The sequence below is a fragment of the Yoonia sp. R2331 genome (assembly GCF_041103235.1).
Classification (GTDB): domain Bacteria; phylum Pseudomonadota; class Alphaproteobacteria; order Rhodobacterales; family Rhodobacteraceae; genus CANMYO01.
On the sequence record NZ_JBGCUN010000001.1, the window covers coordinates 1,670,704 to 1,697,482 of the forward strand.

29 protein-coding genes are annotated in these 26,779 nt (G+C 59.8%); 11 read left to right on the forward strand and 18 right to left on the reverse strand.

Annotated elements, in window-relative coordinates:
* Window positions 1-24 precede the first annotated feature (24 nt).
* From AB3Y40_RS08625 to AB3Y40_RS08670, 10 genes are all read right to left on the reverse strand, one after another.
* On the reverse strand, window positions 25-468 hold the full coding sequence (locus tag AB3Y40_RS08625; protein WP_369438383.1) for a cytochrome c-type biogenesis protein: 444 nt from the start codon (window positions 466-468) through the stop codon (window positions 25-27).
* The gene (locus AB3Y40_RS08630; protein WP_369438384.1) at window positions 465-2,426 is read right to left on the reverse strand and encodes a heme lyase CcmF/NrfE family subunit; all 1,962 of its coding nucleotides are present in this window, start codon (window positions 2,424-2,426) and stop codon (window positions 465-467) included. The genes AB3Y40_RS08625 and AB3Y40_RS08630 overlap by 4 nt, the downstream gene beginning before the upstream one ends.
* Before the next feature lie 84 nt (window positions 2,427-2,510).
* Window positions 2,511-2,714 (reverse strand): hemolysin XhlA family protein, encoded by a 204-nt coding sequence (locus tag AB3Y40_RS08635; RefSeq protein WP_369438385.1) that lies wholly within the window; start codon window positions 2,712-2,714, stop codon window positions 2,511-2,513.
* A complete protein-coding gene (locus AB3Y40_RS08640; RefSeq protein WP_369438386.1) occupies window positions 2,704-3,213 on the reverse strand; it encodes a holin family protein in 510 nt (169 codons plus the stop codon). Before AB3Y40_RS08640 ends, AB3Y40_RS08635 begins: the two co-directional genes overlap by 11 nt.
* On the reverse strand, window positions 3,204-3,815 hold the full coding sequence (locus tag AB3Y40_RS08645) for a holin-associated N-acetylmuramidase (protein ID WP_369438387.1): 612 nt from the start codon (window positions 3,813-3,815) through the stop codon (window positions 3,204-3,206). The genes AB3Y40_RS08640 and AB3Y40_RS08645 overlap by 10 nt, the downstream gene beginning before the upstream one ends.
* Window positions 3,816-3,856: 41 nt before the next feature.
* Window positions 3,857-4,315 carry a cytochrome c maturation protein CcmE gene (gene ccmE / locus AB3Y40_RS08650; protein WP_369438388.1) on the reverse strand — a complete coding sequence of 153 codons (459 nt, stop codon included), beginning with the start codon at window positions 4,313-4,315 and terminating at the stop codon, window positions 3,857-3,859.
* On the reverse strand, window positions 4,312-5,340 hold the full coding sequence (gene argC, locus AB3Y40_RS08655) for an N-acetyl-gamma-glutamyl-phosphate reductase (RefSeq protein ID WP_369438389.1): 1,029 nt from the start codon (window positions 5,338-5,340) through the stop codon (window positions 4,312-4,314). The genes ccmE and argC overlap by 4 nt, the downstream gene beginning before the upstream one ends.
* Window positions 5,341-5,392: 52 nt before the next feature.
* A complete protein-coding gene (locus AB3Y40_RS08660) occupies window positions 5,393-6,205 on the reverse strand; it encodes a glutamate racemase (protein WP_369438390.1) in 813 nt (270 codons plus the stop codon).
* On the reverse strand, window positions 6,186-7,091 hold the full coding sequence (locus AB3Y40_RS08665) for a lysophospholipid acyltransferase family protein (RefSeq protein WP_369439627.1): 906 nt from the start codon (window positions 7,089-7,091) through the stop codon (window positions 6,186-6,188). The genes AB3Y40_RS08660 and AB3Y40_RS08665 overlap by 20 nt, the downstream gene beginning before the upstream one ends.
* Before the next feature lie 64 nt (window positions 7,092-7,155).
* Window positions 7,156-10,572 carry an indolepyruvate ferredoxin oxidoreductase family protein gene (locus tag AB3Y40_RS08670; protein WP_369438391.1) on the reverse strand — a complete coding sequence of 1,139 codons (3,417 nt, stop codon included), beginning with the start codon at window positions 10,570-10,572 and terminating at the stop codon, window positions 7,156-7,158.
* Between the two features lie 155 nt (window positions 10,573-10,727).
* Between AB3Y40_RS08670 and AB3Y40_RS08675 the strand changes: the two genes are divergently transcribed.
* Window positions 10,728-11,633, forward strand: a complete 906-nt coding sequence (locus AB3Y40_RS08675) for a LysR family transcriptional regulator (protein WP_369438392.1) — start codon at window positions 10,728-10,730, stop codon at window positions 11,631-11,633.
* 184 nt (window positions 11,634-11,817) lie between these two features.
* Here AB3Y40_RS08675 and AB3Y40_RS08680 read toward each other — a convergent pair whose 3' ends face one another.
* Window positions 11,818-12,420, reverse strand: coding sequence for an HAD family hydrolase (locus AB3Y40_RS08680; RefSeq protein WP_369438393.1), 603 nt, complete (start codon window positions 12,418-12,420; stop codon window positions 11,818-11,820).
* A gap of 62 nt (window positions 12,421-12,482) precedes the next feature.
* Between AB3Y40_RS08680 and purL the strand changes: the two genes are divergently transcribed.
* The 4 genes from purL to grxD all read left to right on the forward strand — a co-directional run bounded on the left by purL (window position 12,483) and on the right by grxD (window position 15,662).
* Entirely contained in the window at window positions 12,483-14,642 is a 2,160-nt protein-coding gene (purL, locus tag AB3Y40_RS08685) for a phosphoribosylformylglycinamidine synthase subunit PurL (protein ID WP_369438394.1), read from the forward strand.
* A gap of 104 nt (window positions 14,643-14,746) precedes the next feature.
* Window positions 14,747-14,983 carry a BolA/IbaG family iron-sulfur metabolism protein gene (locus tag AB3Y40_RS08690; RefSeq protein WP_369438395.1) on the forward strand — a complete coding sequence of 79 codons (237 nt, stop codon included), beginning with the start codon at window positions 14,747-14,749 and terminating at the stop codon, window positions 14,981-14,983.
* Window positions 14,984-15,313: a hypothetical protein gene (locus AB3Y40_RS08695; protein ID WP_369438396.1), complete on the forward strand. Its 330-nt coding sequence runs from the start codon at window positions 14,984-14,986 to the stop codon at window positions 15,311-15,313.
* The gene (gene grxD, locus AB3Y40_RS08700; protein ID WP_369438397.1) at window positions 15,303-15,662 is read left to right on the forward strand and encodes a Grx4 family monothiol glutaredoxin; all 360 of its coding nucleotides are present in this window, start codon (window positions 15,303-15,305) and stop codon (window positions 15,660-15,662) included. The genes AB3Y40_RS08695 and grxD overlap by 11 nt, the downstream gene beginning before the upstream one ends.
* Window positions 15,663-15,732: 70 nt before the next feature.
* On the opposite strand, the gene AB3Y40_RS08705 is transcribed toward grxD, so the two are convergent.
* Window positions 15,733-16,116, reverse strand: a complete 384-nt coding sequence (locus AB3Y40_RS08705) for a cell division protein ZapA (protein WP_369438398.1) — start codon at window positions 16,114-16,116, stop codon at window positions 15,733-15,735.
* The gene (locus tag AB3Y40_RS08710; protein WP_369438399.1) at window positions 16,116-16,583 is read right to left on the reverse strand and encodes a hypothetical protein; all 468 of its coding nucleotides are present in this window, start codon (window positions 16,581-16,583) and stop codon (window positions 16,116-16,118) included. Before AB3Y40_RS08710 ends, AB3Y40_RS08705 begins: the two co-directional genes overlap by 1 nt.
* A 338-nt stretch (window positions 16,584-16,921) precedes the next feature.
* Between AB3Y40_RS08710 and tkt the strand changes: the two genes are divergently transcribed.
* Window positions 16,922-18,898: a transketolase gene (tkt, locus tag AB3Y40_RS08715; protein ID WP_459553974.1), complete on the forward strand. Its 1,977-nt coding sequence runs from the start codon at window positions 16,922-16,924 to the stop codon at window positions 18,896-18,898.
* 51 nt (window positions 18,899-18,949) lie between these two features.
* Here tkt and AB3Y40_RS08720 read toward each other — a convergent pair whose 3' ends face one another.
* Window positions 18,950-19,336: a DoxX family protein gene (locus AB3Y40_RS08720; RefSeq protein WP_369438401.1), complete on the reverse strand. Its 387-nt coding sequence runs from the start codon at window positions 19,334-19,336 to the stop codon at window positions 18,950-18,952.
* 202 nt (window positions 19,337-19,538) lie between these two features.
* Between AB3Y40_RS08720 and gap (AB3Y40_RS08725) the strand changes: the two genes are divergently transcribed.
* From gap (AB3Y40_RS08725) to AB3Y40_RS08740, 4 genes are all read left to right on the forward strand, one after another.
* Window positions 19,539-20,540, forward strand: coding sequence for a type I glyceraldehyde-3-phosphate dehydrogenase (gene gap / locus AB3Y40_RS08725; protein ID WP_369438402.1), 1,002 nt, complete (start codon window positions 19,539-19,541; stop codon window positions 20,538-20,540).
* Window positions 20,541-20,696: 156 nt separating this feature from the next.
* Window positions 20,697-20,840, forward strand: coding sequence for a hypothetical protein (locus AB3Y40_RS08730; protein WP_369438403.1), 144 nt, complete (start codon window positions 20,697-20,699; stop codon window positions 20,838-20,840).
* An 82-nt stretch (window positions 20,841-20,922) separates the two neighbouring features.
* Window positions 20,923-21,924: a type I glyceraldehyde-3-phosphate dehydrogenase gene (gene gap / locus AB3Y40_RS08735; protein WP_369438404.1), complete on the forward strand. Its 1,002-nt coding sequence runs from the start codon at window positions 20,923-20,925 to the stop codon at window positions 21,922-21,924.
* 218 nt (window positions 21,925-22,142) lie between these two features.
* Window positions 22,143-22,301, forward strand: a complete 159-nt coding sequence (locus AB3Y40_RS08740) for a hypothetical protein (RefSeq protein WP_369438405.1) — start codon at window positions 22,143-22,145, stop codon at window positions 22,299-22,301.
* Between the two features lie 52 nt (window positions 22,302-22,353).
* Here the strand turns inward: AB3Y40_RS08740 and AB3Y40_RS08745 are convergent, their stop codons facing one another.
* The 4 genes from AB3Y40_RS08745 to AB3Y40_RS08760 form a co-directional block, all read right to left on the reverse strand.
* Window positions 22,354-23,130, reverse strand: coding sequence for an alpha/beta hydrolase (locus AB3Y40_RS08745; protein ID WP_369438406.1), 777 nt, complete (start codon window positions 23,128-23,130; stop codon window positions 22,354-22,356).
* Window position 23,131: 1 nt separating this feature from the next.
* Window positions 23,132-23,623 carry a pantetheine-phosphate adenylyltransferase gene (gene coaD, locus AB3Y40_RS08750; protein ID WP_369438407.1) on the reverse strand — a complete coding sequence of 164 codons (492 nt, stop codon included), beginning with the start codon at window positions 23,621-23,623 and terminating at the stop codon, window positions 23,132-23,134.
* Window positions 23,624-23,695: 72 nt separating this feature from the next.
* On the reverse strand, window positions 23,696-24,133 hold the full coding sequence (locus AB3Y40_RS08755; RefSeq protein WP_369438408.1) for a CBS domain-containing protein: 438 nt from the start codon (window positions 24,131-24,133) through the stop codon (window positions 23,696-23,698).
* A 35-nt stretch (window positions 24,134-24,168) separates the two neighbouring features.
* Entirely contained in the window at window positions 24,169-25,071 is a 903-nt protein-coding gene (locus AB3Y40_RS08760) for a LysR family transcriptional regulator (protein WP_369438409.1), read from the reverse strand.
* Between the two features lie 162 nt (window positions 25,072-25,233).
* Here AB3Y40_RS08760 and AB3Y40_RS08765 point away from each other — a divergent pair, with 162 nt between their 5' ends.
* On the forward strand, window positions 25,234-26,733 hold the full coding sequence (locus AB3Y40_RS08765; protein WP_369438410.1) for a CoA-acylating methylmalonate-semialdehyde dehydrogenase: 1,500 nt from the start codon (window positions 25,234-25,236) through the stop codon (window positions 26,731-26,733).
* Window positions 26,734-26,779: the final 46 nt, after the last annotated feature.

Genomic DNA, 26,779 nt, shown 5'->3' on the forward strand with positions numbered 1-26,779 from the left:
AGTTTAGGAAAGCGCGCCTTTGCGTCACGAGCCAATTATTTTCTCAAGCTCGGCCTTTTCGGCATCGCTGAGCGCAACAGGAGGGGCGACGTCGCGTCTGCGGATCGTCGACCAACCGATGCCAAGCCCGACCAACAGCAGCACGGGCGCTGCCAACCAAAGCACCAGATTGGACCCTGCAGCCCGGGGGCGCATCAGAACAAATTCACCAAAACGTGCGGCCATATAGTCCAGAACTTCGGCGTCTGAGTCGCCCGCGACAAGCCGTTCACGCAGGACGATCCGCAACTCGCGCGCAACGGCGGCGTGAGATTCGTCGATGCTTTCGTTTTGGCAAACGGGACATCGCAACTGGGTCGAAATTTCGCGCGCCCGGGCTTCCAGCGCGGGATCGTCCAGCATCTCATCGGGTTCCACGGCCCACAATGGAGCAGCCAGAAACAGCAGGATCAGGACCAGACGCTTCATTCTGCCGGCACCGGCTTGGCCGCTGCTGCACCGACCCGCAATCGCCGGTCTGTCAACGACAATAGCCCGCCGAGTGACATGAGGATCGCACCGCCCCAAATCCAGTTCGCAAGTGGTTTCACGTAGACACGCACCGTGTGTCCGCCCTGAGGTTGCGGATCACCGATGACAACGTAGATGTCGCGCAGAAAACCGTTGTGAATGCCTGCCTCTGTTGTGGGCATTTGGGCGACTGGATAGAACCGTTTTTCAGGTTGCAGCACGGCGATCTGAGCCCCGTCGCGGGCCACGGCGATGTCCGCGATGGTGGTCTGGAAGTTCGGGCCGCGGTCACGGCGCACATCCTGCAAGGTCACCTGATAGGCCCCGACGTCATAGGTCTCGCCCGGGTTTGCCACGCGAATATCCTCGACCTGCCAGGCCAGAATGCCAGCAACCCCGATGATCGTGACACCCATGCCTGCATGGGCCGTGGCCTTACCCCAGTCCGCGCGCGGCAGCCGGGTGATGCGCCGCAGCCGGTCAGCGACACCGCCGCGCCCGCTGCGCAACCAAAGATCAAGGGCGGCCCCGCCGATCACCCAGATGCCAAGCGCCAGACCAATCGGGCCAAGGGCGGACCGCCCGCTTTGCACCGCGAAGGCCAGCCCCGCCACGGCAACGGCCAGGAACGCCAAGGCCCCCAGTGTGCCCCGCGCCTTGGTCAAACGCCCACGCTTCCACGCCAGCAGAGAGCCAAGCGGCATGACCACCGCCAGCGCCACCATGAAGGGGGTGAAAGCTGCATCAAAGAATGGCGGGCCGACTGACAGCGTGCGATCAAACAGCAGTTCGGACACCAGTGGCCAGATTGTGCCGATAAAGACCACAAGGCAGCTGACCGCCAGCAGGATATTGTTCAGCACCAGCGCGCTTTCGCGGCTGACTGTGCCAAAGACGCCTTGGGCCTGCATCGCGCTGGCCCGCAACGCAAACAGCACCAGTGAACCGCCCAAAAAGATCCCCAGGATCAACAGGATGAACACCCCGCGTTCCGGATCATTGGCAAAAGCGTGGACAGAGGTAAGCACACCAGAGCGCACGATGAACGTGCCCAGGAGCGAAAACCCAAAAGCAAGGATCGCAAGCAGGATTGTCCAGCTTTTCAGCGTCTCGCGTTTCTCGACCACAATGGCGGAGTGCAAAAGAGCAGCGGCGATCAGCCACGGCATGAAGCTGGCATTTTCCACCGGGTCCCAGAACCAGAAACCGCCCCAGCCCAGCTCATAATATGCCCACCAAGACCCCAGTGCGATGCCGACGGTCAGGAACATCCATGCAGCCAGCGTCCAGGGCCGCACCCAGCGGCCCCATGCGGCGTCCACGCGCCCTTCGATCAGGGCGGCCACCGCAAAGCTGAACGTCATGCTCAGCCCCACATAACCGAGGTATAGGAACGGCGGATGAAAGGCGAGGCCGGGGTCCTGCAAAAGCGGGTTCAGGTCGCGGCCATTGAGCGGCGCGAAATCAAGCCGGTGAAACGGGTTCGAGGTGAACAGAATAAAGGCATAGAAGGCGACCGAAACGGCCCCCTGCACCGCCAGCACACGGGCGCGCAACCGCTGGGGCAGATTGTCACCAAACCACGCCGCACAGGCCCCAAACAGCGCAAGGATCAGCACCCAGAGCAGCAGCGACCCTTCGTGATTCCCCCAAACGCCGCTGATCTTGTAAAGCAGCGGTTTGTCGGTGTGGGAATTGAGATAAACAAGCTCTACCGAGAAGTCCGAGACTACAAATGCCCAGGTCAGCACCGCAAAGCTGAAGCCCACAAGCACCACTTGCAGCGTGGCGGCCGGTTCGGCCACGGCCATCCAGGCGCGCCAACCCTTGTGGGCACCCACCAGCGGCAGGATCATCTGCGCTATGGCGACAGCAAAGGCCAGAATCAGGGTGAAATGTCCAAGCTCGATCAGCATGGGGGCTGTATAGCCGAGGCGGGCGCGGTTGACACGCCCACCCGCGCGAATTTGACTGCGGCAAAATGGTTTAGCAGCGCCCAATCAGGGCATCAGGCCGCCCTGCACGATATAGGTGATCATGCCCAGAATCAAACCGCCGATCACCAGCCGCACCAGCCATTTCAACGTATCTTCGATGCTGCCCAAACGGCGGGCCACATTGGCCTGATGCACCGCAGTGACCGCGTTATGGGTTTCAAGAGCGGCAACGCGCGCCTCAATCGTCTTGCCCGTCTCAACGCCCATGGCTGGCCCACCATTCGGCGAGTGCGGCGTTTTCGTCTTTTGGATCAGGAGTACCAGTGGGCGCGGTTACAGCTTGGGTCAAGGCCACCGATTGCACGACAGAGCGTTGAAAATCCTGCCCTTTCGCCTGATGCCGCGCCCCGAAGTAAAAGCTGACGATCGCACCCATCAGCCACCAGAGCGGTTCGGGGATCAGTGCCACGCCAATCATGCGATCCGCAAACCAGACCGGATGCCACATGGCAGACACGAAAAGCGCAATGGTCCCCAGCGCCAGTGCGGGACGCGGCAAGCGGTTGATCGCATCCACCAGCCGGTCAAACAGCCCCTTGCGCGGCTGCACGAACTCGGTGGCAAATTGCGCCAGAGCGGCTGATTTGCCATCTGCGGCACGCTGTGCGGCGTTTTCGGCGTTCTCGCGAAACGCCTCGACCGTCTGGCTGACCGCATTGCGGCCATCGCCAAACAGCATCGACATTACCCCCGTGATCAACCCCATGCCGCGATCCTTTGCTGATGTTGCGCCGGTGTCAGGTGAAACCGGGCTGAAATGAACTCTTCCGCGCGCGTGATCCAGCCCCCTTTTCCACCATCGCGGCGGCGCGCGTATTTGCGGCTGGCCGCGCGGCGGTCGGCAAGCGCGTAGTAATAGTTGCGCCGCGCGATGCCGTATGCATCAACAAAGTGGTCAGGTGCAGCCGCAAAAGCCTGTGCTGTGGCCGCCGCGGTTTGCGGGCCAATCACGCCATCCACGCTGACGTCGATGCGCATGGAATTCAGCAGCCGTTGCAGGATTTTGACAGCATTGCTGCCCGCGTTGACGTACATATCAAAGACGCTGGCCTGCACCGGTTCCGGCAGCAGGTTGATACGTGGTCCCTCAAAGTAGTGTTTGACGAAGATATCCTCGGCCTGATCGCGGCTAAGCCTGCGCACATCCGCCGTGGTCACGCGCCCATCCCCGTCCAGGTCGAGGCCAAGACGGCGCATCGTGTGAATCGTGACGCCAAAGTTTGTGGCCCCGCCCGGATCGGACGGGTCGTTCACATAACCGCCTTCGCGGGCCACGATCTCTGACGCGATTTGTCTGACTGTTTGCATAATGATCCCCTCACGTTGGGAATCAATCTGCGCTCGCTTGGTTAATTCGTGACTGCGGCACCGTCCGGTGCGACATAGGTGCCTTGTTCCTTCAGCGCGTCGATGACTTCTTTTGGCATGTAGGTTTCATCATGTTTTGCAAGGATTTCAACCGCTTCAAAGGTGCCGTTCACGTAGCGTCCCTGCCCGACCATGCCTTCGCCTTCGTTAAAAAGGTCGGGCAGAATGCCATCGTAAGTCACAGGGATCGTAGCCCCGCCATCAGTCACCGCGAAAGAAACCTTGGTCCCTTCACCGCGCACAATCGACCCATCCGCCACCAGTCCACCGATGCGGAAAAGCTCTGTCGCGACGGGTGGGTTTTCGGCCACTTCGCTTGGTGAACGGAAGAATTGAAAGGAATCGTCGGGCAGCAGTGCAAGGATGACCAGCACCACCGCCAGACAGACGCCTGACAGCGCCAAGATCTGAATTCGCCGCTTTTTCTTGAGCCCCTTCATGGGAACATCGCCGGTTGCATCAGGGCCGTCGTTTCATCAAGCCCCAACATCAGGTTGGCATTCTGCAACGCCTGCCCACTGGACCCTTTGCATAGGTTATCCAGCGTGGACACCACCAGCGTGCGCCCCGAAATCCGGTCGCCTGTCACCCCGATATGGCAAAAGTTCGACCCCGCGACATGCCCTGTGCCGGGGGTCTGGCCAAAGGGCAGCACCACTATGAAGGGCTCGTTGGCGTATTGCGCCGTCAGCGCCGCGTGCACCGCATGCGCATCACCTTTCAAATAGCAAGACGCGAGGATGCCCCGGCTCATCGGGACCAGATGCGGCGTGAACTGTATGCGCACATCGCGCCCGGCCAAGGCGCTGAATTCCTGATCAAACTCGCCCAAATGCCGGTGCTTGCCCCCTTCAGCATAGCCCGAAGCGTCAGAGGCGCGCTCGGTGAACAGCATCTGTTCCTTGAGTGCCCGTCCTGCGCCGGACGCCCCGCATTTGAGATCACAGACGATGTCGTCAAGGTCGATCAACCCGCCGGTCATCAAGGGCCGCAACGCAAATTGCACCGTCGCGGCATTGCAGCCGGTGCCCGCCACCAGCCGCGCCGTGCGGATGTCGTCGCGATAGAACTCGGTCAGGCCGTAGACGGCGGTCTTTTGCAGATCAGCCGCCACATGCGGCTTGCCGTACCAGTGTTCATAGGCATCTGGGTTCCGCAGCCGGAAATCAGCGCCCAGATCCACAACTTTCACATGCGCCGGCAAATCACGGACTAGCGCCTGGCTTAGCCCGTGTGGCAAGGCGGCAAACACCAAATCAATGGTGGAAAAGTCGATGTCATCGACCTTTACCAGCCCTGGCAGGTCCAGATGGCGCAGATGCGGGAACACATCTGCCATGTGCTGACCTGCTTTCCGCTCGGCCGAGAGGGCCGCGATATGCAGGTCAGGATGGATGGCGATCAGCCGCACCAGTTCAGCACCGGTGTAGCCAGAAGCGCCAAGAATAGCGACGGTATGGGTCATCAGATCAACCCCTTTCAATACGGATATATAGGCAGCCCCCAAGGGGCATCAATCAGGCAGCTTCAAAAGCGATTTTTCGTCGCAGGAACTGTGTGGCCCGGTCTGATACACGGCGCGGGTCGCCGGTGGTCAGGAATGCGGTCTCTTGCCCCGGCCCTACCATTTCGGGCCGCCGTTCCAGATAGTCCGAAAGACTGTCCGCGACCAATGTGGCCTGACTGAACACCTTGACGTCGGGGCCTAGGGCGTCCTGAAAAATTTCGGCCATCAGCGGGTAGTGAGTACAGCCCAGCACCGCTGCATCGGGTTTTGGCATCTTGCGCTGCAAAGCCTCCACATGGGACCGCACAAGCGCCTCTGCCAGGATCAGGTCGCCGTCTTCGATGGCGTCGACCACGCCGCCGCAGGCCTGTGCCTCTACGTCGACGCCGATCGCGCGGAACGCCAGTTCGCGCTGGAATGCGCGGCTGCTGACGGTGGCTGGCGTGGCAAAAAGGGCGACGTGCTTGACGCCAACTTCACGCGGGGGGGAATTGTCACCCCACTGCCGTTCGGTCAGCGCCTCGATCAGCGGCACAAAGACGCCCAGCACACGCTTGTCCTGCGGCACCCAGCCTTCCTGCATCCGCCGCAATGCAGCGGCAGAGGCGGTGTTGCAGGCCAGAATCACCAGATCACAGCCCGCATCAAACAACCGCTGCGTAGCGGCAGTGGTCAGGTCATAGATGTTGTCTGCATCGCGCACGCCATAGGGGGTGTGTGCGCTGTCGCCCAGATAGACCAACGGTACGTCTGGCAGGCGCTTTTGCACCGCGTCCAAAACCGTCAGTCCGCCCAATCCGCTGTCAAATATGCCGACTGCCATGCGTCTTGCCCTTGTATCGCGCCTCAAATTCGTGGCCCAGCGTCGTGGATACAACAGGCCCTGGAGACAGGTCATACGTGGCTTTGCGCAGGAAATCCATGCAGTCTTTGGGGTTGGGATGCGCACGCCGCAGCGTGGCTGCCGGGATCGGTTCACCGATGCAAATTCGCACATCTGTGCCGATCCGGGTCTTGAATTCACGGATCAGCAGCCCCATCCGCAAAGTGGTGTGCAGATGGCTGGCAACCTGAAACAGACGGCTGGTTGAGCCGTCAAAATAGAGCGGCACCACCATCGCGTCACTTTTCTGGATCATCTTGGCGGTAAAGTTGCGCCAAACCGGGTCCATCGGTGGCGCAAAGGGTCTGGCCGCCGTCGACACGGTGCCGCCGGGAAAGACGCCAATTGCCCCACCTTGTTCCAGATAGCAAAGCGCCGCCTTGCGGGTGGCGATGTTTGTGGCGATCGCATCTTTGGTATCGTCAAAGTTGACTGGCAGGATCACCTTTTCCAGATCAGGCGCATCGCGAAACACTTTGTGCGCCAGAACGCGGAAATCAGCGTCTCGCCGTTCTGACATGATCCGCCCCAGCATCAATCCATCGAGAATACCGTAAGGGTGATTGGCGACCACGATCACGGGTCCGGTGCGCGGAATATTGTCGAGTGATCCGCGGGCGACATCAAGTCCAATGCCGTAACGCGTTGTAATCACGTCCCAAAAATCAGCCCCCTGCGCAACCTCTTGACCGTAACCACGGGCCTTGCGGATCAACCTGCCGCGGCCTGTTGCCGCCTCCATTGCGCGGATCATCAAACGACCGGGCCGAGTTTCGGCGGAATGGGAATAGCTGATATCGCGGGCCATGCGCCGTTCTGTTCGCATTGTCGTCTCACTCATCTTGGTGCGACACTCTATTTCGCATCTATGAAGAAATTACGACAGTCGATCATTCCGCTGCGCGCTTCAATCCCTCAGGGTTGCGTAAATGTGCCAGCAACTCTTCCCGGCGCTTGGCCGCTTTTGCCGCATTGGCCGCCTTCACTGGACCAAAGCCCCGGATGTCGAGCGGCAGACGCGCCAAAGCGACCGCGGCGTCCAGGGTCTGCGGGGTCACAATGCGCAGCACCTCGGCCATGTCGCGTTCGTATTCGACAATCAGCGCACGTTCCATGCGCCGCTCAGCGGTGTAGCCAAAGGGATCAAGGGGCGTGCCACGCAGCCGCTTGAACCGCGCAAGCACCGGAAACGCCCGCGCCATGCGTGCGCCATAAGCCTTCTTACGCGGACGACCATCGGCACCGGTCTTGGCCAGCAGTGGCGGCGCAAGGTGATAGGTCAGTTTCAGGTCCCCATCAAAGGTCTCACGCGCTTTGGCCTCTGTGTTCAGCAACAGGCGCGCGACTTCGTATTCGTCCTTGTACGACAAGAGCTTGTGATACCCTTCTGCCACCGCTTCTTGCAGCGGGCCGTCGCATTGATCCACCAATTTGCGATAGCGCTTTGCAAGCCGATTGCCCTGATAGGCCACCAGATGATCCGCCCGGAACGCGATCCGCTCTGCCAGCGTTTTGGGCAAATGCGTGACGTCGGGTGTGATGATCCGCGACACTTCTTCTGGATGCAGGACCGCCCAACGCCCCAGCGCAAACGCGCGTTTGTTGCGTTCCACGGCGGTGCCGTTCAGCGTGATGGCGCGCAGGATCGCATCTTCCGACAGCGGGATCGCGCCCTGCTGCCATGCGGCCCCAAAAACCATCATGTTGGAATATATGCTGTCGCCCATCACCGCCTTGGCCAGCGCGCTGGCGTCAAACATCGCGAGCCCATCGCGCAGCCGCGCCTGAAGCGACAGGGCAAGCTGTTCGGCGGGCAGTTTGAAATCCGTGTTGCGGGTGAATTCTCCGGTTACAATCTCGTGGCTGTTGACCACCCCGCGGGTGCGCCCGGTGCGCATCAGGCCCAGCGTCTTGGCACCTGCGCTGACCACAAGATCGCCGCCAATCAGCGCGTCACATTCGCCCGTTCTGACCCGGATCGCGGCGATGTCCTCTGGCGTATCGGCCAGACGGCAATGGATATGCACCGCACCACCCTTTTGCGCGAGCCCGGCCATTTCCATCATGCCGGCCCCCTTGCCGTCCAGATGGGCCGCCATCGCCATCACTGCACCAATGGTCACCACCCCGGTGCCACCGACGCCTGTGATCACCACATTGTGGGTGCCGTTGATCTGCGGCAGCACCGGTGCGGGCAATTCGCCGATGTCCACATCTGCGGTTGCCTGTTTCTTGATCTGCGCGCCTGCGATGGTCACGAATGATGGGCAAAAGCCGTTCACGCAGGAAAAGTCCTTGTTGCAGGATGATTGGTCAATCGCGCGTTTTCGGCCCAGTTCGGTCTCTGCCGGAACGATCGACACACAGTTTGATTGCACGCCGCAATCGCCGCAGCCTTCACAGACATCGGTGTTGATAAAGACCCGCTTGTCGGGGTCCGGGAACAGCCCGCGCTTGCGGCGGCGGCGCTTTTCTGCGGCACAGGTCTGGATGTAGACCAGCGCGCTGACGCCTTTGACCTTGGTCAATTCCTCTTGCACGCGTGGCAATTCGGCACGTTCGGAAAACATCACCGATTTGGGGAAAAGTTCGGCGTGCACGTCTTCCTTGTCGTCATAGACAACCTCGACCCGTTTGACGCCCATCGCAACCAATTCGTGGCAGATTTGATCTGCGGTCAGATCACCGTCATTGCCCTGCCCGCCGGTCATGGCGACTGCATCATTGTAAAGGATCTTATAGGTGATCGTGGTGCCCGCCATCAGCGCAAAGCGGATCGCCTGCACACCGGAATGATTGTATGTGCCGTCACCGATGTTCTGAAACACATGGCCGGTCTTGCTGAACGGTGCCTCGCCCACCCAATTGGCACCCTCGCCTCCCATCTGGGTAAAGCCAACCGTGTCACGGTCCATCCATTGCACCATGTAGTGACAGCCGATCCCGGCATAGGCGCGGCTGCCATCAGGGACTTTGGTGGATGAATTATGCGGGCAGCCGGAACAGAAGTATGGCAGACGCGCCGCAAGTTCAGGCGCATTGTCAGCCTTTTTGGCGGCGGCAATCGCCTCGAGCCCGGCGGTGATACCGCCCGCGTTGCAGCCCTCTTCCTGCAAGATGCCGCCCAGCTTTTCGGCGATCCAGATCGGGTTCAAGTCGCCCTTCGTCGGAAACACCTCTTCCCGGCGGCCTTCGGAATGCTCGTCGCCCTTATGCCAGCCGTAAACGCGCCGCCCTTGCCGGTCATCAAAGATCGCTTCTTTGACCTGCACTTCGATCAACTTGCGCTTTTCTTCCACGACCACAATCAGGTCAAGCCCTTCGGCCCATTCGTGAAAGCTGGCCATATCCAGCGGCCAGACCTGCCCCACCTTGTAGGTGGTGATACCAAGGCGCGTCGCCTCATCCGCGTCGATGCCCAAGAGGTTCAGCGCGTGCACAAGGTCGAGGTAATTTTTGCCCGCCGCGACAAAGCCGATGCGCGCACCGGGCTTGCCCCATTTGCGCTGATCCATCTTGTTGGCGCGCGAAAATGCTTCTGCCGCAAAGCGTTTGTGGTCGATCATCCGCGCCTCTTGCAGCTGCGGCGTGTCGACAAGCCGGATGTTCAATCCGCCCTCTGGCAGCGGTATATCAGGCGTTTCAAAGGTCAGGCGATGCGGGTCGCCGTCGACAACAGAGGTGACTTCAACCGTGTCTTTCATGGTTTTCAGACCGACCCAGACACCAGCATAGCGGCTCAGCGCCCAGGCATAGAGGCCATAGTCGATAATCTCCTGCACACCAGCCGGGCTGACGATGGGCATGTAGGCGTCCAGCATCGCCCAGTCGGATTGGTGCAAGGTGGTCGAGCTTTCGCCGGTGTGATCATCGCCCATCGCCATGATGACACCGCCGTGCTGGCTGCTGCCTGCCATGTTGGCGTGGCGCATCACATCACCGGACCGGTCGACACCGGGGCCCTTGCCGTACCACAGACCAAAGACACCGTCATACTTGCCCTCGCCCCGCAACTCGGCCTGTTGGCTGCCCCACAGCGCTGTTGCGGCAAGGTCTTCGTTCAGACCGGGTTGAAAGGTGATCTGGTTCTTTACCAGAACCTCGGACGCGCGGGTCATTTGCATGTCCACCGCGCCAAGTGGTGATCCGCGATAGCCGGTCACATAGCCCGCTGTGTCCAGCCCCGCCAGCGCGTCCCGCGCGCGTTGCATCAGCATCAGCCGCACCAGTGCCTGAGTGCCATTCAGCAACACGTGCCGCTTGTTCAGATCATAGCGGTCGTTCAGCGAGATCTCTTCCCGGCCCATGATGCACCTCCCAATGCGCCAACTTACTCTGATGATAGGTCAAACTTTCTGACCTATAAAGCACGAATTGCTGATCTGGTTCATTTGCATTGTGGCACGTAATCAGCGTAATGAACGAGCCATAAGAGCATCAAAACCTTTGCAACGGACACGTGATGGACTGGGACAAGCTAAGAATATTTCACGCCGTCGCGGATGCCGGATCGCTGACGCATGCCGGTGACACGCTGCATTTGTCCCAATCGGCGGTCAGTCGGCAAATCCGCGCGCTCGAAGAATCACTCAATACCACCCTGTTTCACCGTCACGCGCGGGGGCTGATTCTGACCGAACAGGGAGAATTGCTGTTCGACGCCACCAAATCTATGAACAAGCGGCTCGAGGCCGCCAGCGCCCGCATTCGCGACAGCGAGGAAGAGGTGTTTGGCGATCTGCGGGTCACGACGACAACCGGCTTTGGCACGCTCTGGCTGGCCCCGCGGCTGCCCAAGCTTTATGAACTCTACCCTGACCTCAAGATTGATCTGATGCTCGAGGAACGGGTGCTGGACCTGCCCATGCGCGAGGCAGACGTGGCCATTCGCATGAAAGAGCCAAGTCAGGCCGATCTGATCCGCAAGCGGTTGATGTCGGTGCGGATGCGGCTTTACGCATCACGCAATTATCTTGAAGAAGTGGGGGAAATCGAAAGCATCGAAGATGTCGCCGATCACCGTCTGATTTGCCAAAGCCCCGCGTCCACGCAGGTGGCGGCGGGTGCCGCAATGGTCCAGCACCTGCTGACCTATGACGTGCAATCGCTTTTTACGGTCAACAACTACTTTGGCGTGCTGCAAGGTGTGCTGAACAAACTGGGCATTGGTGTGCTGCCGGATTACGTGACCGAAGACTTCCCCGAACTGGTGCGCATCCTGCCTGATGTGGAATCCGGTGAAGTGCCCGTCTTCCTCGCCTACCCCGAGGAATTGCGCCAATCCAAACGGATCAGCGCCTTCCGGGACTTCGTTCAGGACGAGATCATCGCGCATCGCCGCAAAATCCGTGAGACCGCAGCGGGTTAGCCAAGCCATGCACCTGCCGCATAGCGGGTTTGCATCTTTAGATGCGCTGTTTTTCTTGAATGGTCAAAAAACCAGCCCTATGTGCAGTCGTGAGGCGGATGATGCTTTTGCGCTCTCCTCCTCAACCTCCCTGTTGGACTTTGCCGGGCCTTGTGCCCGGCATTTTTTTTTGGCCGCAATCGGCTTATACCGCGTCAAAGACCGCGCGCAATGATTGGTCACCTGTCCAATGATGGGCCACCCAGCCGCAAGCCCTTGCCGCCTCAACATTTGGCAATCTGTCATCGACAAAAACGAACGTCGCCTGGGGTTTTCCAACACGTGCTTCTACCGCCGCAAAGAACGCCGGGTCCGGCTTTTTCGCGCCAACTGCCGCCGACCAGATTGCACCATCGACCATGTCACCAAGGCCAAGATCGTCCAGCAGATAGGCCGCACGCAGATGTTCCTGATTGGTGGCAAGCCAGACCGGCACGCCCGCTGCCCTGATCTCGGCAACCTCGCGCAACATGTCTGTGTTGAGCGTTGCGTCCTGCGCAAACCAATAGTCCCGTAGCGCGGTCGCGCTGACCTCCGTTCCGATCTCATCCAAAGCAGCTTCAAGCATCGGCATCATCTCCGCCTTGCCGATGATAATCTCAGCCCAATATTTGTGGAAAAACGCATCCAGCAAGTCGCGTTTCGGAATGCCCAAATCAGCCTCAAGCTGGTCCGACCAGCTGCCACCATTTGGCCCGGCCGTGACCAACACGCCGTCCACATCCAACATCAGCACATATTCGATCATCAAACCCGCCTTTCACTTCGTGTCACCCTGCCCTAAAAGCATGCCGAGTCGAGGGGAAAGCCATGTCCGATCCAGAAATCACCGAAGATGTCATCGCCGCACATGGCTTTACGGTCGAAGAATATGCCGAAGTCAAACGGATCCTGAATCGCGATCCGAATTTCACTGAAATGGGCATCTTTTCGGCAATGTGGAATGAACATTGTTCTTACAAATCCTCTAAGAAATGGCTGCGCACTCTGCCGACGACGGGCCCGCAGGTCATCTGCGGCCCGGGCGAGAACGCAGGCGTTGTGGACATCGGCGATGGGCAGGCCGTTATCTTCAAGATGGAAAGCCACAACCACCCCAGCTACATCGAGCCCTATCAAGGTGCGGCCACTGGTGTTGGTGGCATCCTACGCGATGTTTTTACAATGGGCGCACGCCCGATTGCCGCAATGAACTCCTTGTCGTTCGGCGCACCTGACCACCCTAAAACTCGCCAGTTGGTCAACGGTGTTGTGGCGGGGGTTGGCGGCTACGGCAATTGTTTTGGTGTCCCGACGGTTGGCGGTGAAGTCCGCTTTGACCCGGCTTACAATGGCAATTGCCTTGTGAACGCCTTTGCTGCCGGCCTCGCCGATACCGACAAGATCTTTTACTCCGCCGCTTCGGGCGTGGGCATGCCAGTTGTCTATCTGGGCGCCAAGACAGGTCGGGATGGCGTGGGCGGGGCCACGATGGCCTCTGCCGAGTTTGACGACACCATCGAGGAAAAGCGCCCTACCGTGCAAGTCGGTGACCCGTTTACCGAAAAGCGCCTGATGGAGGCCACGCTGGAACTGATGGCCACCGGCGCTGTGATCTCTATTCAGGACATGGGGGCTGCTGGCCTGACCTGTTCGGCGGTGGAAATGGGCGATAAGGGCGGTCTTGGCGTCCGGCTTGACCTTGAAAAGGTGCCGCAGCGTGAAGAGAACATGACCGCCTATGAGATGATGCTGTCTGAATCCCAGGAACGGATGCTGATGGTTCTCAAGCCCGCGCTTGAAGCAGAGGCCCGCGCGGTGTTCGAAAAATGGGACCTCGATTTTGCCATCGTTGGCGAAACTCTGCCCGAGGACCGGTTCCTCATCATGCACAACGGCGAAGTGAAAGCCGATCTGCCGCTGTCGAAACTGTCATCCACCGCACCGGAATACGATCGCCCCTGGCAGCCAACACCGGCCGCCGCACCTTTGGGCGATGTGGTGGGTGTGGACCCCATCGACGGTCTGAAAGCCCTGATTGGCTGCCCAAATTATGCCGCCAAACATTGGGTCTATGAACAATACGACAGTCAAGTCATGGGCGACACCGCGCGCATTCCAGGCCTTGGCGCGGGCATTGTGCGTGTGCATGGCACACCCAAATCGCTCGCCTTCACCTCTGACGTGACCCCACGCTATGTCGCGGCCAACCCCGTCGAAGGCGGCAAACAAGCTGTGGCAGAGGCTTACCGAAACTTGACCGCCGTTGGTGCCACGCCGCTTGCGACAACCGACAACATGAACTTCGGCAACCCCGAAAAGCCTGCAATCATGGGCCAGTTTGTCGGGGCGATCCAAGGGATTGGAGAGGCCGTCAGCGCACTTGATATGCCCATCGTGTCGGGCAACGTTTCACTTTACAATGAAACCGATGGCAAAGGCATTTTGCCGACACCGACCATCGGCGCGGTGGGCCTGATCGCCCAACCCGATCAGATGATCGCAGGTCAGTTGCGCGACGGGCATGTCCTGCTGCTGGTGGGTGACACCAAGGGCCATCTTGGGCAATCCGCCCTCTTGGCAGAAGTCTACGACCGCGCCGAAGGGGAAGCGCCCCCGGTCGATCTGGCCGCCGAGAAGCGCAATGGTGACTTTATCCGCGCCAACCACATGCTGATCCGCGCCTGCACGGACCTCTCGGACGGCGGGCTGGCGCTTGCCGCGTTTGAGATGGCAGAGGCCGCTGGCGTCGGGATCACGCTAGATGCATCTGACACCCCGACCCTCTTTGGCGAAGATCAGGGCCGCTATCTGATCGCCTGCAATTTCGATCAGGCAGAGGCGCTGATGATCGCTGCAGGTCAGGCCAGCGTACCATTGACCACGGTGGGCAAGGCAGGCAGCGACGCTGTCAGTTTTGGCGCAGCCTCGGCCCCTCTGGCCGAGCTTGCGGCGCTCTACCGCAGCGCATTCGCTGCCGCAGTCGCCTAAACCGGGGTCTTTTTCTGGCTATTAGTATCCTCGCCGGAGGCGCCTGCACTTGCCGCAATCGCCTTCGGTTCATAAGTTAAGCGCACGTCACTGAAGAGAGCCCCATGCCTATTACAGCCCATGACATCGAAACACTGCTGCGCGAAAGCTTTCCCGAGGCCCAGATCACCGTGCAAGGTGATGACGGCGCGCATTTCGCGGCAGAGGTGGTCGATGCCAGCTTTGCAGGCCAGAACCGTGTGCAGCAGCAACGCGCCGTTTATGCAGCACTCAAAGGCAAAATGGACGGGTCCAATGGCGAATTGCATGCGCTGGCGCTGACCACACGGGCACCGGACTGAATGGTTCTGCGCTGGCTGAATTGGTTGATTACCCCACAGCACAAGCCGCTGTCGCATATCCGTCAAGATGCGCGCGCTGATATTCCCGACGACGATACGCCGGAACTGGGGATGGAGGCGCTTGATATGGGGCTGATCCGTCAGACACAACGCCGCAATCACGCGCTTGAAGCCACAAATGACGGGCATATCGCGCGACACCGGCGCGGGCGATCCAGTTTCCTCAATGCCGCCGATCGCGCCACACCGACACAATATGATGACAAGGGTTATGCGCAGACCTTCTTTGCGCAATTTCTTAAGAACAAGGAACGCAGAAATGACCGCTGAGACGCAAATCAAAGACAAAGTTGCCGCCAACGACGTCGTGCTTTTCATGAAAGGCACCAAATCCATGCCGCAGTGCGGGTTTTCGTCCCGCGTGGCCGGTGTCCTGAACTTCATGGGCGTCGATTATGACGATGTGAACGTGCTGGCCGATGACGACATCCGCCAGGGGATCAAGGAATACTCTGACTGGCCCACCATCCCGCAGCTTTACGTCAAAGGCGAATTCATTGGCGGCTGCGATATCGTGACCGAGATGACCCTGTCGGGTGAGTTGGACACATTGTTTGCAGACAAGGGTGTTGCCTTTGACAAGGACGCCGCCGACAAGATCCGCGAAGCCAACGCCTGATCACGGGGCAAGACACGAAAAAGGGGACGGTGCACATGCGCCGTCCCCTTTTTGCTGTCTGTACAGGGGCTTAACCCGCCTTTTGTTCCACCTGATCGGCCAACGCCTCGGCCCGGGCGGCAATTTCTGCCAGCGTATCGGTGATCTCTGCGGGGACCACCGGCACTTCGACCTTTTCGGGCTGGCGCGACTGCAATTGATCAATCTGCGCCTGCAGCCCCGCCATGCGGGTTTCAGCCTCTTTCAGCTTTTCTTCGAGCCCGGCGGTCTTGTCGGCCAGCATCAGGCCCGACATCAACAGCATCCGCGCCTCTGGCATCCGGCCGATTTGGCTGGACAGATGGGTTGCTTCGCTGTCCAGCATCTGCGCTGCGGAATAAAGGAAATGTTCTTCGCCTTCCTGACAGGCGACTTCGAATGTGCGGCCACCAATGGCAACTTCGACCTGCGGCATCAGGACGCCTCCTCGATCAAGGGTTTCAATTCATTCAGGATCGCGTCGACCTCGGCGGCGTCGGCACCCCGTTGCGCGTGCAGCGCGTCAATTTCGGCAATCAGCGCGCGGTTGATCAGCTCTGGATCAGCCGCACCGTCGGCGGCCACGCTGCGCAGTTGCGCGTTCAGATCGCGCAAATCGGCGTGTGATGCGCGCATCCGCTGCAATTCGCCATCTAACCGCGCCATCTGCTCTGCCTGGGCGGAAACCCGCGCCTCAAGCTCGGCGATCTTGGTGTCTTGCCGGTCTTTGAGCGCCTTCACCCGTTCGACCAGCTGCGCATTGGCGGTGCGTTCTTCGTCCAGCTGCTGCTGAAGCGCGCCATCATCAGTCGCAACAGCAGTGCCACTGACACCAGCCATCCCAGCACTGATCCGTTCCAGCGCCGCGGTAATGCGACCTTCTAATGCATTGATATCACTCATTTGCCTGTCCTTTCCTGCGCGCCTCTTACGCACCCGCTTGCACCTTTCAGGCCGCCCTGTCTGGTGCATCGTCCCTGCGGCTGGCCAGTGGTTTGTCCCGCGCCCTGTTCACAGCCGAATCGCGCCTCGATGGTGAAAGCCTAAGCGATCAACCATTCGGTCGCAAACCAGATGAAGCGCTTTGTTCTGAGGCGCTTACCGGTCACGCTTCATGCGGCTGCCCGGAATGCTTGAACTATGGTCCCGCCCTGATATGACGTGCCGGACTGAAAGCTTTCAAAAACAGGACCTGACCCTTGGATATTGCGACCCTCCGCGACCAGCACCCCGATCATTGGATGAAAGCTGCAGCGATCCGCACGCTGACGCTGGATGCGGTTGCTGCCGCAAACTCCGGCCACTCTGGCATGCCGATGGGCATGGCTGACGTCGCCACCGTCCTTTATGAAAAGCACCTCAACTTTGACCCTGCTGCCCCGAACTGGCCCGACCGCGACCGGTTTATCCTTTCGGCGGGCCACGGGTCGATGCTGCTGTATTCATTGCTGCATCTGACCGGCTACGCAGATATGACGCTGCAACAGCTCAAAGATTTCCGCCAATGGGGTGCCAAGACGGCAGGCCACCCTGAATACGGCCATGCAACCGGGATTGAGACGACCACCGGACCCTTGGGTCAAGGCATCGCCAATGCAGTCGGGTTCGCCATAGCCGAAGAAGTGCAGCGTGCGCGTTACGGCAAGAACATCGTCAACCACCACACCTATGTAATCGCCGGAGACGGCTGCCTGATGGAAGGCGTTAGCCAAGAGGCGATAGGCCTGGCTGGGATGCAAAAGCTGAGCCATCTGGTCGTTTTCTTTGACGACAACAACATCACTATCGACGGCACCGTCGATCTGGCCGACGTCACCGACCAATCCGCGCGCTTTGCCGCCTCTGGCTGGCACGTACAGCACATCGACGGCCATGACCCTGTTGCGATTGACGCGGCCATCACGGCCGCCAAGGCTGATCCCCGCCCCTCGATGATTGCCTGCAAGACCCATATCGCACTGGGCCACGCAGCACAGGACACCTCTAAGGGTCACGGCGCGCTGACCAATGCCGAACAATTGCTTGAGGCGAAAAAGGCCTATGGCTGGGTTTATGGCCCCTTCGAAATCCCGGCAGAGATCAAGTCACAGTGGGAAGCCACCGCTGCACGCGGCAAGGCCGCCCGTGCTGCGTGGGAAGACCGGTTTGCCAAGCTGTCGGCCGGCAAACAGGCCGAATTCAACCGCGCCTATGCCGGTGAAGCGCCCAAGCGTTTGTCCGCCACGATCCGCGCCTTCAAAAAGCAAATGACCGAAAGCGCGCCCAAGCTGGCGACGCGGGCATCTTCTGAGAAGACGCTCGAAGTGATCAACCCGATCATGCAGGAAACCATTGGTGGTTCGGCTGACCTGACCGGGTCGAACAACACCAAGACTGCCGACATGGGTGTCTTCAACCCAGACAACCGCAAAGGCCGCTATATTCACTACGGTGTGCGCGAACATGGCATGGCGGCGGCGATGAACGGCATGGCGCTGCACGGCGGTGCGCGGCCTTATGGCGGCACGTTCATGTGCTTTACCGACTATGCACGCGGGGCGATGCGCCTGTCCGCGCTGATGGGTGTGCCCGTGACCTATGTGATGACCCACGACAGCATCGGCCTTGGCGAAGACGGGCCGACCCACCAGCCGGTTGAACATCTGGCCTTGCTGCGCGCCACGCCCAACACCCACGTGTTCCGCCCCGCTGACGCGGTCGAGGTGGCAGAGGCATGGGAAATGGCGTTGACCTCTGAAAAGACACCGCATGTGTTGTGCCTGTCCCGCCAGGGCCTGCCGACTGTACGGACAGAGCACAAGACCAAGAACCTCTCAGCACAGGGTGCCTATGTGCTGGCCGACGCAACCGGCAAGCGGCAGGCGATCCTGATGGCCACCGGGTCTGAGGTTTCGGTTGCCCTGGCTGCCCGCGACATCCTTGAGGCCGAAGGCATCGGGACCCGCGTCGTGTCCATGCCCTGCTGGGAGCTGTTTGACCAACAAGAGGAAAAGATCCGCAAGCGCGTTCTGCCCGCCGGACCTGTTCGCGTCGCCATCGAAGCGGGCGTGCAGCAAGGTTGGGACCGCTACCTGCTGGGCGAACGTGGCAACGCCAAGAAGGCTGCTTTTGTCGGGATGGAGGGCTTTGGTGCCTCCGCCCCTGCAGGCACGCTCTTTGAAAAGTTCGGCATCACCGCAGAGGCGACAGCGCAAAAGGTCCGTGACCTGCTGGCGTAAGCGCAAAGCCATAATTCAGACAAGAGGCCGAGCCATCGTGCCCGGCCTTTTTCATCTGGAATCGGGTCGTATCGCCACGCGGCCTGACCCGGCGACAGACAGCGCCAGACAGCCGCCTGCAATCGCAAAATTCTTCACAAAAATGCTCATCTGCCAGGGGTCATCCGGGATCAGGTGAAAGATGCTGGTGACAACGCAGTAACCGGCCAGCAGAACCGCCGTGACGCGGACTTGCAGGCCAATCCAAAGGGCCACCCCGGCACCCGCGTTGAACACCAGTGCCACCCAAACCAGCCCACCGGGCAGCCCCCAGTCGCGCAGTAGACCTGCGGCGTCTTCGGGCGAGACAGCCTTTTGCACAGTTCCACCGATGAAAAGCGCACCAATCAGCACCCGCGCCAGCAAAAGCGCCACGTCATTGATCCCCTTGTTTTGCATTCTCGCCCTCATCGATTCGAGGATCAGCCTAGTCCACGCCACCGGATTTGCCACGCGCGACTGCTATCGCAAACGGTTAGCGGTAACGCGCTGTCTGCCCCGCATGTTATCGTTAACATGCTGATCCTGTTGGACTTTTTTCTTTCCACGTGCGGTTTCGGAACCTACAAGTGGCACCAGCGGCAAGGACTTGGGGAAGAGCATGACAGTCACTTTGGGCATCAATGGCTTTGGCCGTATCGGGCGCTGCACCTTGGCGCATATTGCAGAAGCCGCGCGCAACGATGTGCAAGTCGTCAAGATCAACGCAACCGGCCCAATTGAAACCAACGCGCACCTGCTGAAATACGACAGCGTGCACGGACGGTTCGGTCGCGACATCAAGGTCACAGACAACACGCTCGATCTTGGGAATGGTCCGATCACCGTACAATCCACCTATGACCCGACAGAGCTGGACTGGACAGGCTGCGACGTGGTGCTGGAATGCACCGGCAAATTCAACGACGGCCACACCTCTGCCGTGCATCTGGATCGAGGTGCCAAAAAGGTGCTGATTTCCGCACCCGCCAAGAACGTCGACCGCACCGTGGTCTATGGTGTCAATCACCGGGATCTTTTGGCGACCGAGCAAATGGTTTCCAATGGGTCCTGCACGACCAATTGTCTGGCCCCGTTGGCGAAGGTGCTGAACGATGCGATTGGCATTGAGCGCGGCATCATGACCACCATTCACAGCTATACCGGTGATCAGCCGACACTGGACCGGCGGCACGCTGATCTTTACCGCGCCCGCGCCGCTGCCATGGCGATGATCCCTACCTCGACCGGGGCCGCTAAAGCACTGGGCGAGGTGCTGCCTGAACTTGCAGGGCGACTTGACGGCACTGCGATGCGTGTGCCCACCCCCAACGTTTCGGCCGTGGACCTGACATTTGAAGCCACGAAATCGGTCAGCGTCGCGGACGTCAACGCGGTCGTAGCTGAAGCGGCGCAGGGCTATATGGGCATGGTCATGGCCTATGATGCCGAGGCCAAAGTCAGCATTGATTTCAACCACACCACGCAGTCGTCCATCTTCGCCCCCGATCAGACCAAGGTGGTGGGCGGCAAAACCGTGCGCGTGCTGGCGTGGTATGACAACGAATGGGGCTTTTCGGCGCGTATGGCAGATGTCGCTGGTGCAATGGGGCGTCTGAACTAAGGTCGCACGCGCGCCCAACGCACCTTTGACCAGATCAGCTCGTGGACTATGAAGAACACGAAACCCGACGCAATACCGTCCGCCGCAATGCTCAGACTGGCGGTGAATGATCCGCTGACCCTCGCGTTTATGCGCCACACGCGCTAGACCGGCCCTATGACCAACACCATCGCCATCTGGCTTGCCGCCCTGATCCTGGCCTTCTTTGTGGCTGATGCCTATCTGCTGCATCTGGACGCGCATATCGTCCTGATGAAGACCTTGGCCGACCTGATTGGCTGGTTGGCCTTTTGGCGCTAAAGCGCCCGCCAGCGCTTGACCTTTTGGCGTAAATCGCAATGTTAGCGCCAACACCAGCCTCAACTCCCAAAGGAGACCTTCCATGGCCGTCAAAGTAGCAATTAACGGGTTTGGCCGTATCGGGCGTAATGTCCTGCGCGCCATCATTGAATCCGGTCGTACCGATATCGACGTTGTCGCGATCAACGACCTTGGCCCGGTTGAAACCAACGCGCATCTGTTGCGCTTTGACAGCGTGCATGGCCGGTTTCCCGCCACCGTGACGACAACCGAAGACAGCATCGACGTGGGCCGTGGCCCGATGAAGGTGACCGCTATCCGCAACCCTGCTGACCTGCCATGGTCGGACGTGGATGTTGTGCTGGAATGCACCGGCATTTTCACCAGTAAGGAGGCTTGTCAGGCGCACCTTGATAATGGCTCTTCGCGCGTACTGATCTCTGCCCCCGGTAAAGACGCGGACAAGACTATCGTTTACGGCGTGAATGACGACATGCTGACCAAGGACGACATTGTTGTGTCGAACGCATCCTGCACCACGAACTGCTTGTCGCCGGTGGCCAAAGTGTTGAACGACACTGTGGGCATCACCAAAGGCTTTATGACCACGATCCACAGCTATACCGGCGACCAGCCCACGTTGGATACAATGCACAAGGATTTGTACCGCGCCCGTGCGGCGGCCTTGTCGATGATCCCTACCTCTACCGGTGCGGCCAAGGCCGTGGGTCTGGTGCTGCCGGAACTCAATGGCAAGCTGGACGGCGTCGCGATCCGCGTGCCCACACCCAATGTCTCGGTCGTTGACCTAACGTTTGAGGCCACCAAGGCCACCACGGTGGAAGAGGTCAACAACGCCATTATCGCCGCCGCCGATGGCCCGCTGAAAGGCGTTCTTGGCTATACTGACCTGCCGATGGTCAGCTGTGACTTTAACCACGACCCGCATTCCTCGATCTTCCATCTGGACCAGACCAAGGTGCTGGACGGCAACATGGTCCGGATCCTGTCGTGGTATGACAACGAGTGGGGTTTCTCCAACCGGATGTCGGACACGGCCGTTGCGATGGGCAAACTGATCTGATCCAGCCCAAACGCTGACATGCTTAAGGCCGCGCCATTTGGTGCGGCCTTTTCTTTGACCCCGCGTAACACGCTGAAAATTTGAACAAAATTTGAACCGCGCCATGCATTTCTTGCAACGGTGCTTTTCGATTTGGTGACTTGCGCTGCAATGCAGCATCCCTAAATGTGATCTCAAGAGGAGCAGAAAAACAACGTGAACCTTGAAAGGAGCACACCATGAACGTCCTGAACTCCGTCCGGAATGCCGTGCACAAGCGTGCGCTCTACCTGCGCACAAAGCGCGAATTGCAAATGATGCCGCTGGATGTGGCCCTTGACCTCGACATCCACCGCGAAGACGCGCATCTGATCGCGTCGCGCGCAGTTTACGGTTAGAGCCGCCTCCAGACCAAAGCCACAGGCCGCCCTTCGGGGCGGCTTTCGTGCTTTAGCGGTTCAGAAAATCGGCAACCCTTTGGCCATAGCCGGGGCGTCTGAAAAGATTATTGTGGGTCGCACCGGGCACAAGGTGATAGGTGACATCAAGCCCTGCGTCAGTCATCAGCCGGGCGAGCCGTCGCGAGTCGTCTGGCAAGACAAGCTGATCCTCAATCCCCTGCTGGATCATCACATCCGCCATCAGCGCCCCAACATATCCCGCATTGTCCCACTTCTGCACTGCGGGCAGCAAACACGCAGGCAGGATTGCCATCCGGCTCATTTGCTCGCACATCCGGAAAAAGGGCGCATCAAGTATGACCGTCTTGACGTCGCGATGCGCCGCGACATGCAGTGCTAACCCCGTGCCCATCGAAAACCCGTGTACTGCAATCGGCTGATCGGTGCGGGCATCAAACCAGTCATATGCCGCCAGCGCACGCGCCTTCAGGTCATGCTCTGCCGGACGCCCCGGCAGACCACCGCCACCCGGATAGGCCAGCGCAACAGTATGACGCCCAGCGTCACGATGCAGGCTTAACCCAGAGGGAAAGCGTGCAAGCGCACCGGTATTTCCCATGAAGAACAAGACAGCCGGGGCACCTTCGCGCCCTGGCGTTTCAACAACATCAATCTGGCCCAGATCGGTTACAAACTGCTGCTGAACGTAGCCTTCGATCTGAAATGTTTCTTGTGTGAAAGGATAGATGAAACCCGGATGTATCCAAACCGCGACGGCTGCGTAAATTGCGTAGAGTCCCAGCAAAACCCCAAGACCCCGCTTCACGTCAGCGCAGGCGCGCCATCAGCGCGTCTTGCACAGCTGGACTGACGAACTTGCCGACATCGCCGCCCAGACGGGCGATTTCCTTGACCAATTTACTGGCAATTGCCTGATGCTGGGCTTCGGCCATCAGGAACACGGTTTCAATGCTGTCATCCAGCGCCCGGTTCATGCCCACCATCTGGTATTCATATTCAAAATCCGCCACCGCCCGCAGCCCGCGCACAATGACCGATGCCCCCACGTCGCGGGCGCAATCAATCAGCAGGTTTTCAAATGGATGCACGACAATCTCGCAGCCCGCGTTCTGGCCCAAGGGCACGGCTTCTGCGCGCACCATCTCGACCCGTTCTTCAAGCGAGAACATCGGCCCCTTGTCGCGATTGATCGCTACGCCAATCACAAGCCGGTCGACCAGCGAACAGGCCCGCCGGATAATGTCGCTGTGTCCGTTGGTCAGCGGGTCAAACGTGCCGGGATACAATCCAGTGCGCATCGGCCACCTCTTGTCTTCTGTCTGAGTGGCACGCAACAATATTGCACGGCCCGGGGCAAGCCCCGATTGCCCTTAGTGGCCCATGATCATGCCTTGCAAGGCATCCTTTTCCATCGCCAGTTCGGCCAAACGCGCCTTGACTACATCCCCGATCGAGATCAGCCCGATCATCTTGCCGTCGTCGACCACCGGCATGTGCCGGAACCGGCCATCGGTCATCTTTTTCAGCACCGCATCCGCCGAATCCTGCGGTGTGCAGGTAATCAGCGTCGATGTCATCATGCCTGCCACGGTCTCATTCAAACAGCCCGCCCCGCGTTTGCCCAATTCGCGCACGATGTCACGTTCGGACAGGATCCCATCAAGGCTGTTGCCATCCGCCGAGACAACAACGGTGCCGATCCGCTTGGACGACAAAAGCTGCGCTGCATCGGCCACCTTTGCATCTGGTTTGACCGATATCACACCACCTTCGCCACCCTTGGATGTCAAAATCTGTTGCACAAGCATGGCGCTCTCCTTCTGCTGGTCACTTCAAGCGTCCCTCACGCCACCTCATCTGTCAAGCCAACGGCTTGTTCCAACCGGAAAACTTCGGCCCGGAGGCCCGCCAGCAGGGCCTCCGCAACGCGCATGAGCCGCTCTGACGGGCGATCGACCGCGTGGCGCACCAGATAGAACGACCGTTGCAAGCTGACCGCATCGGTCAGGACGCGGCGCAATTCAGGGGCAAATGGCAATGCAAAATCGTGCACAATACCGATGCCGGTGCCTGCCCGTAGCATCTGCAATTGCACCGCCACCGAATTGCTGGCCAGTTGCACCCCGTCGGCGGCCATCGCCCCCAGATAATCCAACTCGCGGTCAAAAATCATATCGGGGATATAGCCCACAATCGCATGGTCTTTGAGATCAGACAGCGCGCGCGGCGGCGGCGCATCGCGGTGCATCGCCAGATGCAAATGGTAGTCAGTGATTTTCTGCACCATCAACCGCCCCGCAGCAGGCGGGCTGACGGTGATCGCCATATCCGCCTCGCGCTGGGACAGGTTCACAACACGCGGCAGCGCCAACACCTGCAGCTCCAGATCGGGATGATCGCGCTGCAAGGCTGCGCAGACCTGGGGTAGCAGAAAGTTGGCGCAGCCGTCCGGCGCACCGATCCGCACTTGCCCCGACAGTCCGGGCCCATCGGCTGCCCCCTGCTCTAACGCGCGCGCCAGCGGCCCCTCTGCCGCCTCAGCCTCGGCCCGGACGCGCTGGCCGGTATCGGTCAAGGCATAGCCCTGCGGTGACTTCACAAAAAGGGCCGCACCCAAAGCCGCCTCCAACCGGGCCACGCGGCGGCTGACGGTGGCCGGATCCATCCGCAAGACAGGTGCTGCACCCGATAGCCCCTTGGCCCGCGCTACGGCCAGAAACACCCGCACGTCATCCCAATTGCGCATCTGTCCATCCTTCTTCTGGCCAGAAATATCCCGGGGGGCCAGCTTGCTGGCGGAGGCAGCGCCCCCTCTACCCTTGCATTAATGCAAAATGCCTTTGCCATCTTGCCCCTTTTGCAAGCAAAACCGCAAGACTATCCTGCCAACAAACCTCAGGAGGATTCCATGCAAGAGCTGACCCATTACATCAACGGTACCCATCAAACCGGTACCTCTGGCCGCTTTGCCGATGTCTACAACCCCGCCACGGGCGAGGTGCAGGCCAAGGTGCCGCTCGCCTCGGCCGCTGAAATGGATCAAGCTGTGCAGGTCGCGGCCGCAGCTCAGCCTGCGTGGGCCGCCGTCAACCCGCAACGCCGCGCGCGGGTGATGATGAAATTCGTGGACCTTCTGAACCGTGACATGGATAAACTGGCCGAGGCGCTCAGCCGCGAGCACGGCAAGACCCTGCCTGATGCCGCAGGCGATGTGCAGCGTGGACTGGAAGTGGTTGAATACTGCATCGCCGCACCGCAGATGCTGAAAGGCGAATACACCGACAGCGCAGGCCCCGGCATCGACATGTATTCGATGAAACAACCGCTGGGTGTGACCGCTGGCATCACGCCTTTCAACTTTCCCGCCATGATCCCGATGTGGATGTTTGCGCCCGCCATTGCCTGTGGCAATGCCTTCATTCTCAAACCCTCCGAACGCGACCCTTCGGTGCCGCTGATGCTGGCCGAACTGATGGAAGAGGCGGGCCTGCCCAAGGGCATCCTGCAGGTCGTCAATGGCGACAAGGAAGCGGTGGATGCGATCCTAGATCACGATGTAATCCAATCGGTGGGCTTTGTCGGCTCTACCCCGATTGCGGAATATATCTATGGCCGTGGGTGTTCCAACGGCAAACGCGTGCAGTGCTTTGGCGGTGCCAAGAACCACATGATCATCATGCCCGACGCCGACATGGATCAGGCCGCAGACGCCCTTGTCGGTGCGGGCTATGGTGCGGCGGGCGAACGTTGCATGGCGATTTCCGTCGCGGTACCGGTGGGCGATGATACCGCCGACCGCCTGATCGAAAAACTGGTCCCACGGGTCGAGGCGTTGAAGGTTGGCCCATATACCTCTGGCAAGGACGTCGATTACGGTCCCGTGGTCACTGCTGCGGCAAAGGCCAACATCGAACGGCTGGTGCAATCCGGCATCGACCAAGGCGCCAAACTGGTCGTTGATGGCCGCGACTTCAAACTTCAGGGCTATGAAGACGGGTTCTTTGTCGGCGCGCATCTGTTTGACCACGCGACCAAGGACATGGACATCTACAAGACCGAAATCTTCGGCCCCGTCCTGACCACTGTGCGCGCCCAAAGCTATGAAGAGGCGATTGGCCTTGCGATGGACCACGAATATGGAAACGGCACCGCAATCTTTACCCGTGACGGGGACACCGCCCGCGACTTTGCCAACCGGATCAACATCGGCATGGTCGGGATCAACGTGCCAATTCCGGTCCCGCTGGCCTATCACACCTTTGGCGGCTGGAAGAAGTCCGCCTTCGGTGACCTGAACCAGCATGGTCCGGATGCGTTCAAATTCTACACCCGCACCAAGACGGTCACATCCCGCTGGCCGTCCGGCATCAAAGAGGGTGGCGAATTCTCCATTCCTGTGATGGAATAAAAAAACAGGGGCGGGCGTTCAAGCCCGCCCCGGCACACGAGGGACG